Origin of the sequence: Paenibacillus sp. OAS669 (assembly GCF_014873645.1) — a bacterium.
In the GTDB taxonomy this organism is placed as follows: domain Bacteria; phylum Bacillota; class Bacilli; order Paenibacillales; family NBRC-103111; genus Paenibacillus_S; species Paenibacillus_S vulneris.
Map to the genome: position 1 here is coordinate 71,622 of NZ_JADBDR010000014.1, position 17,153 is coordinate 88,774.

At 45.4% G+C, this 17,153-nt stretch carries 20 protein-coding genes; 18 read left to right on the forward strand and 2 right to left on the reverse strand.

From position 1 onward, the window contains the following. Positions 1 to 31 precede the first annotated feature (31 nt). The 14 genes from GGC63_RS25635 (at position 32) to GGC63_RS25695 (ending at position 10,724) form a co-directional block, all read left to right on the forward strand. On the forward strand, positions 32 to 1,129 hold the full coding sequence (locus GGC63_RS25635; RefSeq protein WP_192704838.1) for a Gfo/Idh/MocA family protein: 1,098 nt from the start codon (positions 32 to 34) through the stop codon (positions 1,127 to 1,129). Between the two features lie 21 nt (positions 1,130 to 1,150). After that, positions 1,151 to 2,053: a sugar phosphate isomerase/epimerase family protein gene (locus tag GGC63_RS25640; protein ID WP_192704737.1), complete on the forward strand. Its 903-nt coding sequence runs from the start codon at positions 1,151 to 1,153 to the stop codon at positions 2,051 to 2,053. Between the two features lie 88 nt (positions 2,054 to 2,141). Then, complete coding sequence (locus GGC63_RS25645; protein ID WP_192704738.1) at positions 2,142 to 3,242, forward strand: fatty acid desaturase family protein; 1,101 nt, start codon at positions 2,142 to 2,144, stop codon at positions 3,240 to 3,242. Positions 3,243 to 3,279: 37 nt separating this feature from the next. Next, on the forward strand, positions 3,280 to 3,597 hold the full coding sequence (locus GGC63_RS25650; RefSeq protein WP_079913199.1) for a MocE family 2Fe-2S type ferredoxin: 318 nt from the start codon (positions 3,280 to 3,282) through the stop codon (positions 3,595 to 3,597). A gap of 120 nt (positions 3,598 to 3,717) precedes the next feature. Continuing rightward, entirely contained in the window at positions 3,718 to 4,707 is a 990-nt protein-coding gene (locus GGC63_RS25655; RefSeq protein WP_225948500.1) for an aldo/keto reductase, read from the forward strand. Further along, positions 4,685 to 5,569 carry a creatininase family protein gene (locus tag GGC63_RS25660; protein WP_192704739.1) on the forward strand — a complete coding sequence of 295 codons (885 nt, stop codon included), beginning with the start codon at positions 4,685 to 4,687 and terminating at the stop codon, positions 5,567 to 5,569. The genes GGC63_RS25655 and GGC63_RS25660 overlap by 23 nt, the downstream gene beginning before the upstream one ends. A 245-nt stretch (positions 5,570 to 5,814) precedes the next feature. Beyond that, entirely contained in the window at positions 5,815 to 6,147 is a 333-nt protein-coding gene (locus GGC63_RS25665; protein ID WP_192704740.1) for a winged helix-turn-helix transcriptional regulator, read from the forward strand. A 330-nt stretch (positions 6,148 to 6,477) separates the two neighbouring features. Further along, a complete protein-coding gene (locus GGC63_RS25670) occupies positions 6,478 to 7,206 on the forward strand; it encodes an NAD(P)-dependent oxidoreductase (RefSeq protein ID WP_192704741.1) in 729 nt (242 codons plus the stop codon). 14 nt (positions 7,207 to 7,220) lie between these two features. Continuing rightward, entirely contained in the window at positions 7,221 to 7,679 is a 459-nt protein-coding gene (locus GGC63_RS25675; protein WP_192704742.1) for a DUF2269 family protein, read from the forward strand. Between the two features lie 70 nt (positions 7,680 to 7,749). Beyond that, the gene (locus GGC63_RS25680; RefSeq protein ID WP_192704743.1) at positions 7,750 to 8,148 is read left to right on the forward strand and encodes a DUF6843 domain-containing protein; all 399 of its coding nucleotides are present in this window, start codon (positions 7,750 to 7,752) and stop codon (positions 8,146 to 8,148) included. 164 nt (positions 8,149 to 8,312) lie between these two features. Next, positions 8,313 to 8,750, forward strand: coding sequence for a MarR family transcriptional regulator (locus GGC63_RS25685; protein WP_225948511.1), 438 nt, complete (start codon positions 8,313 to 8,315; stop codon positions 8,748 to 8,750). Positions 8,751 to 8,853: 103 nt separating this feature from the next. After that, entirely contained in the window at positions 8,854 to 9,051 is a 198-nt protein-coding gene (locus tag GGC63_RS34675) for a hypothetical protein (RefSeq protein WP_225948517.1), read from the forward strand. Beyond that, entirely contained in the window at positions 9,014 to 9,817 is an 804-nt protein-coding gene (locus GGC63_RS25690) for an aldo/keto reductase (RefSeq protein WP_318781125.1), read from the forward strand. Before GGC63_RS34675 ends, GGC63_RS25690 begins: the two co-directional genes overlap by 38 nt. Positions 9,818 to 9,851: 34 nt before the next feature. After that, a complete protein-coding gene (locus GGC63_RS25695; RefSeq protein WP_192704745.1) occupies positions 9,852 to 10,724 on the forward strand; it encodes an SDR family oxidoreductase in 873 nt (290 codons plus the stop codon). A gap of 37 nt (positions 10,725 to 10,761) precedes the next feature. Here GGC63_RS25695 and GGC63_RS25700 read toward each other — a convergent pair whose 3' ends face one another. Continuing rightward, positions 10,762 to 11,400 (reverse strand): hypothetical protein, encoded by a 639-nt coding sequence (locus GGC63_RS25700; RefSeq protein WP_192704746.1) that lies wholly within the window; start codon positions 11,398 to 11,400, stop codon positions 10,762 to 10,764. Between the two features lie 364 nt (positions 11,401 to 11,764). Here GGC63_RS25700 and GGC63_RS25705 point away from each other — a divergent pair, with 364 nt between their 5' ends. From GGC63_RS25705 to GGC63_RS25715, 3 genes are all read left to right on the forward strand, one after another. Continuing rightward, positions 11,765 to 12,751 carry an S-layer homology domain-containing protein gene (locus GGC63_RS25705; protein WP_192704747.1) on the forward strand — a complete coding sequence of 329 codons (987 nt, stop codon included), beginning with the start codon at positions 11,765 to 11,767 and terminating at the stop codon, positions 12,749 to 12,751. 281 nt (positions 12,752 to 13,032) lie between these two features. Then, a complete protein-coding gene (locus GGC63_RS25710) occupies positions 13,033 to 13,536 on the forward strand; it encodes an RNA polymerase sigma factor (RefSeq protein ID WP_192704748.1) in 504 nt (167 codons plus the stop codon). After that, entirely contained in the window at positions 13,529 to 14,551 is a 1,023-nt protein-coding gene (locus GGC63_RS25715; protein ID WP_192704749.1) for a DUF4179 domain-containing protein, read from the forward strand. The genes GGC63_RS25710 and GGC63_RS25715 overlap by 8 nt, the downstream gene beginning before the upstream one ends. Positions 14,552 to 14,819: 268 nt before the next feature. Here GGC63_RS25715 and GGC63_RS25720 read toward each other — a convergent pair whose 3' ends face one another. After that, positions 14,820 to 16,481 carry a S41 family peptidase gene (locus GGC63_RS25720; protein WP_192704750.1) on the reverse strand — a complete coding sequence of 554 codons (1,662 nt, stop codon included), beginning with the start codon at positions 16,479 to 16,481 and terminating at the stop codon, positions 14,820 to 14,822. A gap of 269 nt (positions 16,482 to 16,750) precedes the next feature. Here GGC63_RS25720 and GGC63_RS25725 point away from each other — a divergent pair, with 269 nt between their 5' ends. Next, a complete protein-coding gene (locus tag GGC63_RS25725) occupies positions 16,751 to 17,140 on the forward strand; it encodes a hypothetical protein (protein WP_192704751.1) in 390 nt (129 codons plus the stop codon). The last annotated feature ends 13 nt before the right edge of the window (positions 17,141 to 17,153 follow it).

Genomic DNA, 17,153 nt, shown 5'->3' on the forward strand with positions numbered 1-17,153 from the left:
TTGACTATAAGGAGGAATCGGCTTGAATTCGATGGATTTGGATTTATCTATACGACCGCAGCTGCCCAATCGGAAAGATTTCAGAATCGGCTGTATCGGTTCCGGGTTTATTATGAGGGACTGTCACCTGGTTGCATATCGGGATGCAGGATTCACTCCAGCAGCCATAGCCTCTAGGACATATGAAAATGCCAAAGCGGTGGCGGAGCAGCGGGGTATTGGGAAGGTGTACGCAACGTGGGAAGAGCTAATAACCGATCCGGAGATCGAGATTTTGGACATTGCCATCCCGCCGGATAAGCAGCTTGAGGTGGTTAAAAAGGCCGTAAAGCAAAAGCACGTCAAAGGCATTTTGTGCCAAAAGCCGTTGGCCATGAATTCACGTGAAGCTTCCGAAATCGTCCAGCTTTGTGAAGAGGCAGGCATCAAATTAGGGGTCAATTCGAATATGCGTTACGATCAATCGATCCGTGCCCTCAAGGCGCTGTTGGGCCGGGGTGATCTTGGATTGCCCGTCTTGGCCACAATCGAAATGCGTGCGATTCCCCACTGGCAGGATTTTCTGCATCAGTACGAGAACGTCGAAATTTTGAACATGGGGATCCACCATATCGATACGTTCCGGTACTTATTCGGTAACCCGCTGAAAATCACGGCTGTCGCAAGGCGGGACCCGCGAACGGCCTTCCGGCATATTGACGGTATTTCCCAATATTCGTTCCAGTACGCTAACGAGCTGTTGGCGACAAGTCTTGATGATGTCTGGGCATGGCCGGGCGAAGGCACCGAGAAGGACATCTACATCAAGTGGAGAGTGGTTGGACTGGACGGTCTGGCACAAGGGACAATTGGATGGCCCTCCTATCCGGAGCGGGTACCCAGTACGATCGAATACACGACCAAAACATCGCCGAATGAGTGGCATCGTCCAACCTGGGATGAGGTATGGTTCCCGGATGCATTTCAAGGGACGATGGCTCAATTGCTTCGGGCGGTAGAGACGGACAGCGAACCTGAGATTAGCGGCAGGGACAATCTGCTGACGATGGCTGCCGTCGATGGATGCTACCGATCGATTGCCGAAGGGCGCACGATTTTGTTTGAGGAAGTGGCTAGTCCATTCAAATAACGTTTTGGGAGGCGATGATTCATGATTTCAGTAGGTATTTTTAACGGATACTACCCGTACACATTGGCGGAAACGATTTCACGAATTCAGAAGGACGGTTTTTCCTGTGTTCAACTGGATCTATCCTTCAAAGATCTGGATGTAACCGCTCATAACCTGGATAGGAACAAGGCACAATTCATTCAGCATGCATTCCGCGATGCTAACCTGCCGATAGTGGCCATCTCGGGATACACTAATATTATTCATCCTAACCCGGATATTCGGGAACAGAACATCGCAGGGTTAAAGAATCTCCTGCGCTATGCCCGCGACCTGGGAACCCCGTATGTCATCAGCGAAACCGGTACATATAACCAAGAAAGCGATTGGGTCTGGGATTCGAAGAACGGAACAGAGGAAGCTTATGAAGAGATATGCAGACAGATTGAAGACCTGGCAAAATTCGCTTACGAGCATGGTTCGGTGTTCCTAGTTGAGAACTATGTGAATAATATCATTGGTTCGGTCGATCAGCTGACCCGGCTGTTCTCCGATGTGAATCATCCGGGGCTCGGCTTGCTAATGGACCCTACCAACTATTTTACGGACACGAACATTCATCATGTGGATGAAGAGATTCACCGCATCTTCAATGCATTGGGCGACAGAATCAAGATTGCCCACGCCAAGGACTGTAAGCCGGCGGAGGATAAAGGGGAAAAGCACGCCAATATCGACGCTGCCGAATCCCATACCTTCCGAGGAGCGGGGGCTGTCGAGCTTCCGGCGCCGGGACTGGGCATACTGAACTACGATCTGTACTTGGCCCGGTTGGCGAAGCTGCACCCGAATATTCCGATCATTATTGAGCACCTCGACGAGGCCGACATTCTCCGTGCCAAGCGGTTTCTGGACGGCAAGCTGAAGCGACTGGGCGTCTAAACCAACCCTTGAACGTTTGATTGGTGGATAAGCGTGCAAAGAAGCGCGCTTATCCGTTACCAGTTGACCGATAGAAAGGAGCTTTGAGATGGAAGTACAGATCAAGAGAAGGGATTACAGTATTACAGGACCGGAGGGCAAACGTGCGGAGGAACGGGGACTGGTAGCAGCTGAGTGGTACACCAGCCCGATTCCCCGCCAGAAAATGAAGGAATTGATGAAGAGAAAGGACGGTCCTGCGATACGGGATACGATAATATGGTTCGCCGGACTTGTTCTCTTAGGTTATCTGGCCTTTCTTTCCTGGGGGACCTGGTGGGCGGTACCGGCCTTCCTGGCGTATGGAATTCTCTACGCTACACCAGGCGATTCCAGATGGCATGAATGCGGACACGGTACGGCATTCAAAACGCCTTGGATGAACGAGGTTCTATATCAGATCGCTTCCTTTATGGTGCTTCGCTCGGCTACTCCGTGGCGTTGGAGCCATGCCCGGCATCATACGGATACAATTATCGTAGGACGCGACCCGGAAATCATTACGGAGAGACCGCCCATTTGGGAGCAGCTTCTGCTGGAGGTCTTCCATTTATACGGTGGTCCCATAGAAATCAAGCGGTTCCTTCTGCATACTTTCGGCAAATTGGAGGCTCAAGAGAAGGAATATATCCCTGAATCCCAGTATAAGAAAACGTTCTGGGAAGCACGTGTGTACATGTTGATTATACTGGGGGTTATAGGAGCTTGTCTCTATGCCGGAAGCCTGCTGCCGGCCATGTTTGTATTCCTGCCCTCGTTTTACGGTGGTATCGTCGTCATTACCTTCGGCATCACCCAGCATCTCGGCTTATACGAAGACGTCCTGGATCATCGGCTGAATACCCGTACGATCTATATGAATCCGGTGTTTCGGTTCTTGTACTGGAACATGAATTATCATACGGAACACCATATGTTCCCGATGGTTCCCTATCATGCGCTTCCAAAGCTGCACGAGGAGATGAAGGCGGACTGCCCGGCTGCGCGAACCAGTCTTTGGGCGGCTCTGGTAGAGGTCATTACAGCGCTGCGCAAGCAGAAGCAGGATCCGGCTTATGTGGTTGTCAAACCGCTGCCAAGCACGGCACGCCCCTATATGTATGGGATCCCCAACGAATTGTATCTCGAATTACAATTATCGAGGTCTTAGCGTTAAAGAGCGTCATAAAGAAAGGAGTGAAGCCGGCATGAAGGTAACAGAATGGCTGGAAGTCTGCCATATGGAGGATATTGAACTGGAAGATGTCATAAGATTTGACCATGACGACCGCACTTTTGCTGTGTATCGTACCGATAAAGGTGAATATTTCGCAACCGACGGGTACTGCACCCATGAGAAAATTCATCTTTCGAACGGGCTCGTTATGGGGAGTGTTATTGAATGCCCGAAGCACAACGGCCGTTTCGATATAAAGACCGGCGCAGCCAAACGAGCGCCCGTGTGTGTCGATCTTAAGACGTATCCGGTAAAGATAGAGAATGACAAAGTATTTATTCAGCTTTAAAAAGTGTTGTGAAGAACGAAAATCAGGAAATCTGGGGACAACACCGGTTGGAAGTGCTTTCGCATGCGCAGTTATCGTATTTCACCACTTACTTAATGGTCAGGAGGTCTAGGGAGCCATATGATACAAAAGAATCCATTCGGGAAACTGGAAACATCCGTTTCCCGCTTAGGCTTTGGAGCTATGGGTCTGGGCGGCGTGTTTGGGCAATATGGAGAAAAAGAACTGATCCGGTCCGTCTTGAACTGTCTGGAGCAAGGCGTCAACTTTATTGATACGGCTCGTAATTACGGGGAATCGGAAAGAATTCTCGGGCTGGCTCTGAGAGAGTGGACCGGTGAGAAGCCCTTTATCGCTTCCAAAATCCAGTCCCAAGGCCCCGGCAATCTGGGGTGGGGCCAGCCGATTCCTATTGAGACAGCCTACCCCAAGGGCTGGCTTAGAGAAAGCACAGAGATTTCGCTCAAGCTGCTTGGTGTAGAGACGATTGATTTAATGCAGCTTCACCAATATTGGCCCCAATGGGATCGCGTAGATTATTGGATGGAGGAGCTGCTCCAGCTAAAGCAGGAGGGGAAGATCCGCGGAATCGGAATTTCGCTTCCTGATCAGCGCCATGACCTTGCCTTATCACTCGTACAGAGCGGAAAGATTGATTCGGTGCAGACGGTATTTCATCTATTCGATCCTCTTCCTCTGGATTGCCTGATTCCATTTTGCGTTGAGAACCATGTTGCCGTCATCGCACGCTGTATTCTGGACGAAGGGGGATTGACGGGCTTTCTGCGGGAAGACACTCCATTTGAGGAAGGGGATTTCCGCAAATCGTACTTCGATTATTTGCCCCGTTCTATCTATATAGAGCGAGTGAACCGCTTGAAGGAGGCATTCATCCCCCAATATGCCGACAGCTTAGCCGAGCTGGCCATCCGGTTTGTTCTGCAGCATCCGGGAGTGACGACAGCAATCAGCTCGATGCATGTGATGAAGTATGCCGATGAGAACATTGCAGCTGCCGGCAAACCGCCTTTGCCGGAGGACGTTTTTGAAGACATTCGCCGCCACTATAGATGGGTGAGGAACTTCTATGAAACCAAATATTGGGCCTAAAGTGTTATGGTCCGAGCTGCTGCCGTATGAATTCAGAGCCAGGTTGGCGGAGTGCCCGGCTGTTTATCTGCCGCTTGGGATTTGTGAGCCGCATGGGCAGGTAAGTGCCTTTGGACTTGATTTGTTTAAAGCGGAATGGCTCTGTATCGAAGCGGCTCGTCGTACCGGAGGGATCGTAGCACCCTCTATGGGCTATCACATTCATGAAACTGGATACCACGCCAGATGGCTGGAGGAGGAAGTAGGGGAAACCGATCCTCTCCTAACCGGCATTCCTCCTGCAGTGATGATTCATTTATTTTTGTACCAGCTGAGGTCGTTCGTCAACGCTGGATTTCGAACCATTGTCGTCGTTTCAGGACATAGCGGTGGTAATCAATCGGATTTACGCCAAGCAGCTGCTGTCTTTATGGAGCATGTTCCGGTTACCGTATGGGTCCAAAGCGATCCTGAACTCGTGGACGGAATGTACACAGGGGATCACGCTGGAAAATACGAGCTATCCCAGCAAATGTACCTTCGTCCCGATCTTGTGGATATGCAGGCGAGGGTATGGGAGAATGTGCCGGGCTCCGGAGGGAAAATGGCGCTCGGTGACGATGCGGATGAAGCAACGGTTGAGCTGGGACAAAACATTATGAATGCTTGTCTGGATCGTCTTTGTGCCGCGGTTTGTTCATTAAACAGGGCTAGAGACACCAAGACCATTCCGCCGCTAACGTACGCAAGCATCGAAGAAATATGGCGCCGAGTATTATCCGGCTCTAAGTCCTGGGTTACGGCTCAGCCGTGGCCGGATCAAAAACCGGTATCCTCCCGTTCGCGATGGAAAACGTACGAGTATTACAGGTTGGACAGTTAGTTTTGATTACTAGATGGTTGTGCTCTGCGGCCGTGGCCGAAATTCGTTTGTGCCACCGATGGCTATCGGTTGAACTTGTCCGTTGCCAACAAACTATTGGAGCCGCTGGGCGTAACCCGTTTGCAAAATTTTACGGAATGTTGGGGGAAATATTCCTAATTGACTTGATAGCAGCGCTATCGTAAAATTTTGTTATGTTAATTTCAGGTAATGCACTTACTTGAAAGTAAGGGGATGATTTATCCATGATTCATCAGCGTGACTGTCCAATTGAGACACTCATTCATGTTTTAAGCGGCAAATGGAAGCCATTGATTTTATGGCATTTGATTGAATCCAAAAAAAGATTCAACGATCTGGAAAAGCTTATACCTGATGTTTCACAAAAAATGCTTTCGCAACATCTCCGAGATTTGGAACGAGAAGGCATCGTCGATAGAACGGTCTACCCTACTGTCCCTCCAAAAGTAGAATATTCTCTTAGCGAATACGGCAGAACTTTGATTCCTGTAGCAGAAGTTATGTGTGCTTGGGGAGAAAATCACAATAAGCGGAAATATGAAGAGCCAGCGTCATAAAGCTGATTCAATGTGCTTGTGCACTGATTCAATCAAACTCAAAGCAATAACTGCCACGGGATTCCGGGCAGTTTTTTGTTTACCTGCAGTCGCACTCCTGATACGAACTAAATATCGGGGTGGAGGTAATAAAACTCCTTACCATGTGGAATTGCCGCCAATCTGTCGTTAAAATCTTCCCGTCCTCCGCGTGTAACTAGGGTATCCCTTTTTACCATGCTTACTTTTAAGTAAGTACCCTACTAAAAAGTGGGTTCTTAACATCATTCTGAAGCGATGATAAGCTTGAGCTAACCAAATATTGGGGTCCATTCAGAGGAGGAAAGAATAATGAAAATTATTGTTTTTGGAGCTACGGGGAACACAGGGAAAAGAGTGTTGGCACAAGGGATACAAATGGGCCACGAAATGACCGCATTTGTGCGAAATTCCGAGAAGCTTTACGATCAACTAGGTGAGCATTCCATTAAGCATGTGAAGGTGATCGTGGACGATATGATGGACCCGGTGAGAGTCGGTGAGGCGCTCGCGCATCAAGGCGCCGCTATTATTGCAGCTAGCCATGCGGGCCAGGGTGAAGAGTTTGTTCGTCTCGTTGATAACATTATAAGCCAATGTGAAGCTCAATCTAGTTTCTCTGGGCGGGTATGGATCATGGGAGGAGCCGGACTGCTGGATATTCCCTATACGGATCTAATTGGCAACAATTTACCCGGTTTCCCACCTGAGTTTAGAAATCACAACCGGAATTTCGAAAGGCTGCAGCAGACAGGGCTCGATTGGTCCATTATGTGTCCGGGAACAATGATGGATTCGCGAGAGTATCCAGATCCGGTTCATCTGCATGTAACAACGGAAACCTTGCCTATTCCAATTCCGGAGATGATAAAGGAATATTCCGAGGCAGATATAGCCGGTCACTTGTTCAGCCGGCTTCAAGAGATGAATGTAACTTATGACGACGTCGCAAAATGTATGTTGGACCATCTTGAGCTCGAAGGAGCATTTAAAAGAAAAAGGGTCGGTCTAGCCTATCAAAGCAATAGTACGGCGCGCTAAGGAGAAAGGGGATAATGGGTTTGTTTGGATTCCTGCTCGTTTTGCATATAGTGGCTTCAATCGCCATAATGGGCCCCGCTTTCGTGATGCCCTTCATTCGAAGATCCGCTAAAACCGCAGACCAGCTGCACTTTACTTTTGGGATAACGACCAAGCTTGCCATAATGCCTAAAATTGGCGGAACCGTACTTATTTTAACCGGGGTTTGGCTTATGATCATAACCAAGATGGGGTTAGCCCAAATGTGGCTGAATGTATCCATTCTTTTATCGCTGCTTCTGATCGTCATGATCGACGGATGGATAGAGCCGCGTATGAAAAAGATCATAAAGCTCATATCTGAAAGTCAAAACCAGGGTAATGAAATACCCGCCGAGTTCGGACTGCTGATAAAAAAGATCGTACCAATCGAGACGGCAGCACAGCTGCTTATGATTGCCATATTGGTGCTTATGGTCGTTAAGCCATTTTAACGAGGCTGATGGAAACTTCCTAACCATATTTTAACTGCTAATCCATCGTAAATATGACAGGAGGGAACCAATGAAAAAATATGTAGCTGCAGCCCTAACCTTCTTGGTAATATGTGCAGTCTTTCTAATTGCTACAATAAATAAAAATCCGCTCCATATTTACCAAGTACCCGAAAATTTTACTGGACAAGTAGAAGTTACTTTTGAACAATCGGATAGCCCACCACTTCAAAAAGAAAGAAATGCTTACATTTATATCATACCTCAATCAGGTGAGTTGAAAACATCGTCTACATTGAAAAGTGGACCTGTAGAGGTGTACTATATTGACAATCAGGGTACGCGAAAAAAAGTAAGCCATGAACAACTTCACAATGTAGCGTCTACGCATAGCAGTGACAGAGGTACAACTTCTACATTTTTTATCGGTTCTAAAGAACAGTACGAGAATTATTTGAAACAACAATGATATTATGTATCAGCTTGGATGCAAACACCATTGTCTGGAATGTTATCGATAGATCAACAGCACAATGGTACATCTGACACTTCAATTGACAAATCAATAAAAACCATATATAGTGTAGACATCTACATGAATTTAAGGAGAAATTTATGCCAAGCGTTTTCGACATGTACCCCTATAGCCTATACATTAAGCTTATCGCGCAACGGGTCCGGGAAATTATCGACCAGCTTCTGAAGGAGCATGGCTTGAACAGCTCGCAAGCGATTCTTCTCTCACATATTTATCAATCCATAGAGGAGCATATAGAGATCAATCGAAAGTATCTTGAAAAAACAATGGCTTTAAGCGGTCCGTCTGTGACAAATTTATTGAACGGTCTAGAAAAATCCGGATTTATCACGCGCAGCAGCAACCCTGACGACGGACGCAACCTCCGTATCGATCTAACGGCCAAAGCCAAACAATTTCTTAGCGAGAGGAGTGATGCCTTCTCGAAATCTGAAGAATTGATCACTCAAGGGATGTCTGATGCCGAAAAAGCCATGTTTGCTTCTTTGCTGACCCGTGCTTTTGAAAATGTCGAAAAACAGCCGCCGAAATAATGAATTTGCCATGTGAAGTGATGAATTTGCCATGTATTATTATATTTTTTTAAACATTTAGGTAGACGACTACACATTATATTTTAAAGTTTAGGAGATGGTCATGATGAAAGATCAACAAAACGGACTGGAGCTATCCAGAATCGGACTCGGCTGCGGCCATATGTCAAATGTCAATGAAGCTGTCAAAAGTGCTGGCATTTCCGCCATTCATGCTGCCTTTGGGAGTGGAATCAATCATCTCAACACAGGGGATTTTTACGGTGCAGGCCGAAGCGTTGAAGGGGTACAAAAGGGATGACTATTTTATATCGCTGAAGTTTGGGGCATTAAATACGATCGACGGTTCCTTGTACGGGCTGGATGTCTCTCCTCATCATGTTAAGAACTATCTCGCTTATTCGCTCAAACGACTCAATCTTGATTATATTGATCTTTATCAGCCCGCGAGAATCGATCTGGGTATCCCTGTTGAAGAAACGATCGGTGCCATTTCTGAATTGGTTAAGGCCGGCTATATCAGGCAGATCGGAGTCAGTCAGGTTGACGCAGAGACGCTGAGAAGAGCGCATGCCACGCATCCGATCAGCTGGGTGGAAGTCGAATATTCACTTTTTAACCGAAGCATCGAGAAAGATATTTTGCCGACTGCGAGGGAATTGGGCATCGGCGTTGTTGCTTTTGGGGCGCTAGCTCATGGTCTTCTTGCCGGTCATTGGACAGACGAACGAATCCAAAAGAGCAAAGGCGGCTACGTTCCATTATTTTTTGAAGAGAATATAGAGAAAAACGTTTCTTTGGCCAAAAAGCTGGGTGGGATCGCCGCAAAAAAACAAATGACGTTATCCCAACTAGCATTTGCATGGATATTATCCAAAGGCGAAGACATCATACCGCTCATTGGTACCGTATCGAAGGCTCATCTTCAAGAAGCTTTGCAGTCACTTAATATTCATTTGACTGAAGATGATATCAGGGAAATCGAAGATGCGATACCAGAACAGGAGATCGCCGGCGCTTCATTCCCCAATATGCAATTTAGAAACGGGAAGACTGTTCGCGTATAAGCACTATCCTACAAATGAAAGGATGTTGTTTGCCATGATTATCGTTACCGGAGCCAACGGGAAATTAGGGCGGGCCGTGGTAGAACAGTTGCTTAAGCGTGTACCTGCCGAGCAGATCGGTGTCAGCGTCCGCAATCCGTTTCAAGCACATGAGCTTCGGGAACGTGGAGTTCGTGTCCGTCGGGGCGACTTCAACGATGCCGAGAGTTTGCACCATGCCTTTGAGGGGGCATCGCAGGTTCTCATCGTTTCGTCCGGCATCATGGGCGAGGCTGATATCCCGCATGGTATTCAGCAGCATCAAACCGCGATTAACACGGCAAAGAAGGCAGGGGTCAGTCGAGTGCTATACACAAGTCATATGGGCTCTTCCCCGACATCTCACTTCGCCCCCATGATTCATCATGCGGCTACCGAAAAACTGCTGGAAGCTTCAGGTATAGCCTTCACATCGCTCCGTAATGGCTACTACACTGCTTCGGCACTTATGATGATTGGCGGAGCAATAAAAACAGGGGAATTGATTGCTCCTGAGGACGGTCCAGTTGCCTGGACAGCCCACTCCGACTTGGCCGAGGCTGCGGCGGCGATCATAAGCGAGCAGAAACTGGATGGCATGACCCCCAATCTTACGGGATCCGAGGCCATTGACATGGATGGGATTGCGACAATCGCTTCCGAGGTCTTGGGGCGAACCATCCGCCGGATCGTTGTGTCGGACGAAGAATTTCGGGACCGCATGATGTCACGAGGCGTGAGGGAAACGAGTATAAATATGCGGATGGGTATGTTTCTGGCGAGTCGTCAGGGAGACTTTGCACAAGCCGATCCTGCTCTAGCTAATTTGATCGGCCGTCCTCCGAAAAGTTTTAGAGAGGCCCTGAAAGAGTCGATTTCTCATTTATAAGGTTTGATTAAGTACATGCAGTGACTATAGAAAAATTTCAAATGACAACACCCAGTTTCGAAAGAACCTGATCCATTTCATCAAAATGTTCTTTGTCGCTTGAAGCATAAATCAAATTAAAACTATCGTCATTTCTCATTACCGTTATGATACTGTCATCGTAATTCCCATAAAATTCGATACCGATCCAATGCCGAAAGGAGAAACCTTTGTTTTTAAAATTCTCACGAATAAAATCCAAGTCCGTCTGTTCTATGGAATAGAACGATTCACAGCCGTATTCAAGAGCGAATACAGTTTGCAAAAAGGCCATCGCATGAAAAAAATCGGTCAATGTTTCAAATTCCTTATGCCATACCTTTTCATTGTAACTCATATAGACAGGGGGATTGGTCCTTGATAAATCGTTCTTATGGATTCCCCATACACAGACACGCTGGTTTTCACAATAAAAAATTAAGTATTCGCTATGTTTGAAATAGTCGAATTGCTCGGGCTTAACCAAACTATCTTGCGTATGATTCAGTCGCTCGTCTTTACCGAGTTCCAAATAATAATCTATAAACACCTGAGGCAATTCACCAAAAATAGTTTTAATGATTTGTATCTCGTCATGACTAAACCCGTTTCGTTCAGTAATATGAAACAGGTTTTTAATCATTTTAAAATCTGTCATCTGCAACACACCTTATTTCATTTTTTTTGATCCTTATTCCGAAATGCTATCATACTACCTTATATAAAAACAAACGGAACAGCTGACCTAAGGGGCATGCATTCAAAGGAAGGTTAACAAAGCCATTTCTCAAGGCTGCGGCCCAAAGGTACCGCTTTTTCACATTGTGAGAATGCCTGCAGTAAAAGCAACAGTAACTTTTTTCTTGCTTAATTTCGATTTGCTCCTGTACTTAGATGGGTTGGAGAGGCCCCAAAAGGAGAAAGAAAAAATCACACATTTCATTCCCGTTTGGATGTAACAAAACACCTCAGAATAGCGTTTATATTGTAGAGATAAAGTTACCTCCAAAGGAGTGGAACATGTGAAAAAGTACAAGGTCATGCTTGCAACCGCGTTAATAACTTCCACTATAACCAGCTTTACCGGTCAATCGTCGTATGCTCAGGATATCGCATTTCACGATATAACAACAACGTTCTGGGGTTATTCAAACATCGAATGGGCTCTAAATAATCACATCATCGAGGGGTATCCAGACGGGACATTTAAACCCGACCAGCATGTTGGGGAAGCTGAATTTTTGGCGATGCTAATCAGAGCTTACCAGCCAGCGGAGTTTATTCCGGACCCTAATGCCTCTGATTGGAGCACCCCATATTTTACCTTTTCATCCAAGATGGGCTGGGAGATTACCAATCCAACATCAGAGGAAACCCCTGTTCCTCTGTCAAGAGGTAAAGCTGCACAGTATCTGGCCAATGCCTCAGGTGAAAAATTAACGATCGACCAATCTATCGAATACTTACTTGGAATCGGCATAATCGAAGGAAAAACAGCAAAGACGGTTGAAGGATATCAGGGTGGCGATAGGGTAACAAGGGCGGAGGCCGTAGCTCTTATTCAGCGTTTCAAGTCTAAACGAGATCGTTTGTTGCCGGCAGGAAAAAAGGAAGAAGCAGGAAAGGAAACGGAACGAGATCAATTAATCATGAAACAGGTTCACGAAATTAAAGAGAAGCTTAAAGTGGGATTATCACAAGAAGAAGTACAAAAATTATTTAAAGAAGAACATGAAATAGCACATGATAACGGTGATTTAGAAAATGGAAGCGATTCGTATTGGAAATATAGCTTTTTTAAGGAACCAGGTTATTTGCGTAAAGATATACCAGATCACGTTATTGACGAAGAAGGACTTAAGAACAAGAAGCTTGGGGCCTATTTATTTATCGGATGGAAAAACAAAACATTACACATGTATTCCGTTTCTTACGTAAATCCAAAAGATAATAAAATTTATTTGCTTGTTATGAGCCCTGACGGAAAAATGACAGATGAACCTTTGTAGCATCTAAGTATTAATTCACAAGTTTTGTTGACGTTTCTAGGAAGCTACTGTATTTTCATATATTGTACACACATATGTGGACATCCGTTTCACGGGAACGGAAATGTCCTCTTTTTTTTGTGTAAATAAAGGTGATGGAAGCGGGAAACTTGTGAGGCATCAACTTCCTTGAACGCTAAATGTGACTAAGCATGCCTATTCACGATACTTTATTATAAAAAAACAATGGATAATGGGATATTTTCGAGTCACCAATCGTGTTGTATGTAGGAGGCGAAAAAATGAATAACAATTCTTTATTGCGTGCGGATAAAGAATTAGCCGAACTATATCAACGGCATGCAGATCTAGTTTACAGACTGTGCTATATATATTTGAAAAATCCCGTTGATGCAGAAGACGCTGTTCAGTCTGTATTTCTAAAACTGATCAAATCTCAAACGGTTTTCAACGACCACGAGCATGAAAAAGCTTGGTTGATTGCAACTACCCAAAACTACTGTAAAGACATTCTTAAACATTGGTGGAAAACCCGTCGTGTGGCTTTAGACGCTTTACCGGAAGTTTCTTCTTGGAATGGAGAGGATCCGCCGAGGAAGGTTCTTTCAAAGATGCTTTCGCTTCCCGAAAAATACAAAACCGTTTTATATCTTTACTATTTCGAGGAGTACTCGGTAAAAGAAATATCAGCTATGTTAGGGCAAAAAGAAAGCACGATCCAAACACAACTATCTCGAGGCCGCAAACGACTTAAACTTGACTTGGGAGGGACTTACCTTGAGTAACATACATATTAATCGGATTTTTGAAGCTCTTACGCCAAAACCCGAACAAAAAGAAAAGATGTTTGAAAACATTTTAGTGCAAAGCCAGAATGAAAATACAAGTTATAGAGGATTTACTCCCGTGAAACGTTTAAGATCTGCAATACTGGCTGCCGTGCTGATGGTTTGTTTGACTACAACAGCTATTGCAGCGGCATATATGGGATTAGATGAAGCTTTTTTAAAATTTCTTAATCCAGTAAATAAGGAGCAGGCGCAATATTTGTCAAATGGCGCTTATATGGTTGACAAACAAGTGGCAAATGAGAACGGATCGCTTACTATTAAGCAAGTTATCGGTGACAGCAATCTTACCTATCTCTTAATGGACTTCACTGCTCCAGAGGGCACTGTTCTAAATGCAGCGCGATACCGTTTTGAGGAACCTATGATTAATACAAATCAGAGTTTTAGTACAGGATTTAAGGTGCTAGATGATGGGAATCCAAATGATAATAAAATTCGCTTGGTCATGAGTATCATGACCAAAAATTCAATCGCGGGCCAAACCCTGCATTTCGAATTCAAAAACGTACAAGCAGCGGAACCATTTCCTGGGATTTTTGAAACGGTCATACCGGGTTCTTGGGAAACCACATTTAAGTTGGATTTCAAGGAGTACTCTACCCTTTATCAGATCAATCAAGACATGGACATGTTTGGTTATCCGGCAGTATTAAAAACGATCTCCATCTCGCCAATTTCGATTTCTTTAAAGATTGAAAGCAGTTCGTTGAAAGAGATTAACGAAGCCGCCGGCCGATTAAAGGAAATTGGCAAAAATGAATATTTGGATAATTACCCTATCACGATAAAGTATAAAGATGGTACCTCAGAAACAACTAGCATTTTTACCGGAATGCATTTGCTGGATTATCTAAATGACAAAATGCTTACGATCAAAGCTTTTGAAAATGTTATCAATGATAAGGAAATCGCATCTATTGTATTTTTTGATAAAGAAATTCAGCTATAAAAACTGAACCTCCACTACACTGGTAACGATCTCAAAAATGCTGAATTTCGATTCATAGGACCCGAGTGAAAAAATGGGCGACTATGAGCTGACATTGTATGACACGATGTAAAGGAGCAGGGAAGGGGACTGGCTGATTTCCAATGCCTGGGGGCAATTTAATTACTATTATTTTTAATTAATTGCAGCAGGTAAAGGTTCAGAGTTTATTCCCCATTCCACCAAAGACTCGGAACCTTTTTATAGGAAGAAATGGGCAATAATCACATTAGTTGGCCAACCAACGGAGCCCTTCGTTCAACAAGACGTCTTGCCCGTCAATGTAGACTTGTTTAAACGTTTCCCTTGTCAGGGGAACTCGGATGTCGGGGGCCACGCCGCCTTGCCCAGTATAGTTGCTGTCGACTTGAATTTGTTTGTCTTTATTCAGCGACCGTCCATCCGGAAAGTTGGCTGAATATCCTTCCGGCATGTTGATCGTAATGCGGCTCGACACTATTCCGAACGAGCCGTTCGTACCAGTAAACCCGATCAATTTGACGTTAGGCATCCCTTTCATCACAAGAGGGAGTCCTTCGCCGGAGCTAACCGTCCGACTGTTGATCAAAACCGCTATTTTCCCGGTAAACACATTGCTGGCAGGCTTGATCATGCGCGTTTCGTTGCGGTTGATCTCGAATTTCTTCATATAACGGTTATAATAGCTCGTGTATTCGTACAGTTTCTTTTCCGGGACGAAATATCCCGCTATTATGGCGACGAGATCATCCTCGCCGCCTTTATTGTCGCGAAGATCGAGAATCAGTCCTTTGGCTTGCTCCTTCTGATACAGCTTCAGCAGATCCTCCAGCGGTTTCTCCGGTTTTCCGATTGGGTCAGACGGGAAGGCGGTGATTTTGACATAGCCATAGCCGTTATCCAGCAGCTTGCCGGTAATCGGCTCGCTGTCAGACGCGCTTGATCTAAGCGATTTGAATTGATCGTCGAAAGCGGTCAGGGTGGCCGTTTTCGTTTCTTGCTCGCCCCAATTTTTGAACCCGACTTCTATTGTTTTTCCGACTGGCCCTCGAGTCATAAACAGCTCTTGATTATTAATTTTGCCTTGCTCCGTTGCCGTAGAGGTCATGGTGCAACCGAGGTCTTGCAAAGCGTCTTTGCCGTTCTTCCGATCCCAATTCACAATTTCCGCCCCGACTTTGATCTCGTTCTGGGCAGCCGTACTGTCCGAAACAACGGAACGGACGAACACCGAGCCGTCGTCCAGGCGAATGATGCCGATCCCGAAGCTGCCTCCGACTTCTTTTTTCATGTCCTCTTCATTGTAAAGAGTAACGTGTCCGTCATGAATGGAACAAACATATTCTTTCAGTGTCTTCACGTACAAGGCTCTGTCTTTGTTGCTGTCGGCTTGCTGGAAGATCGGCTCGTATTTTTGCCTGAGAGCGTTCCAATCGATCTTCTTCCATTCCCCGAACGGGTATTCGACCGACAAACGCTCGTTCATTTTGACAAAAGCCGAAGCGTAGCTCATATTGCCGAAATGGCTTGTCGGGTTGTACCTGAGTTCCCCCGCCACCGTAAGCCCGAGGCCGATCGGCGCCGCCGCGCATACACATAGGATGACCCGAAGCGCCCGGTACTTCGGAACCCTTATCGTGTGTGTCGGTTTAAACACTTTCTTCACCGTGCATAAGAAGACGATCACGGCCGGCAAATAGATCAGGTTCGACAAAGTAAAAAAATCAAGGTCTCCGCTGATAATGCTGGCCGCAACGAGCAGCATTCCGACGCTAGGCATAAAATCAAGCCATCTGTAATGGACTCGAATCGGCACGGAGTACCAGATTAAAACGCCGATCGTGATGATGGAGATTAGCAGGTCATAAACGGTGAACCACTTGACGGAATCAATCATCCCCCATAAGCTCATATGTAAAGCCCTCCAATCGAAGTTGACTCCCGGGATGGGGCGGATGTAATGCACAGATTTGATCATAGCAGAGGAACATGAACAAAACGGAAAGATAAGCTAAGTTTTACCTGAACTTTATCTGAATTTTACCTGAATTTTACCTTTCCGAACCGATAGGGGATTGGAATCGGGTGACTGTTGATTGGAATTATTGGGGCAGAGGCTGCTAAAAGGAACGATAAAAAGATAGTTTTTATGAGAAGTAATAATAAAAGGTTGGTGATGAGATGATTGCTATAGAAGATTTTACTCGTTATGGAAATTGCTTTTTTACATTTATTTATATCCTTGGTAATATACAATATCGTTCAGGTGTCATGTTTAAAACAGCTTGTTCGGATGAAGATTTTAAAAAAACCTTCCCTATGATTCAAAATACCCTGCTCTGGCTAGAACAAAATATAGAGAGTATCAATATGTTGGTGGAAAACAATCTACCACCTCAGGCAGATCTTACAGTATTTAAGGAACAGCAAGTAGTGTCATTTTCTCTTATTATTAATGAAAATCATGACCCGCCAGAAATACATCTTGCATATGGCGGCGATGGCGTGTATCTCACCGCAACGATAATAGATAAGCAATTAGATTTCGTGGGATTGAATGAGTATTCATAGATTCCATAGGGTA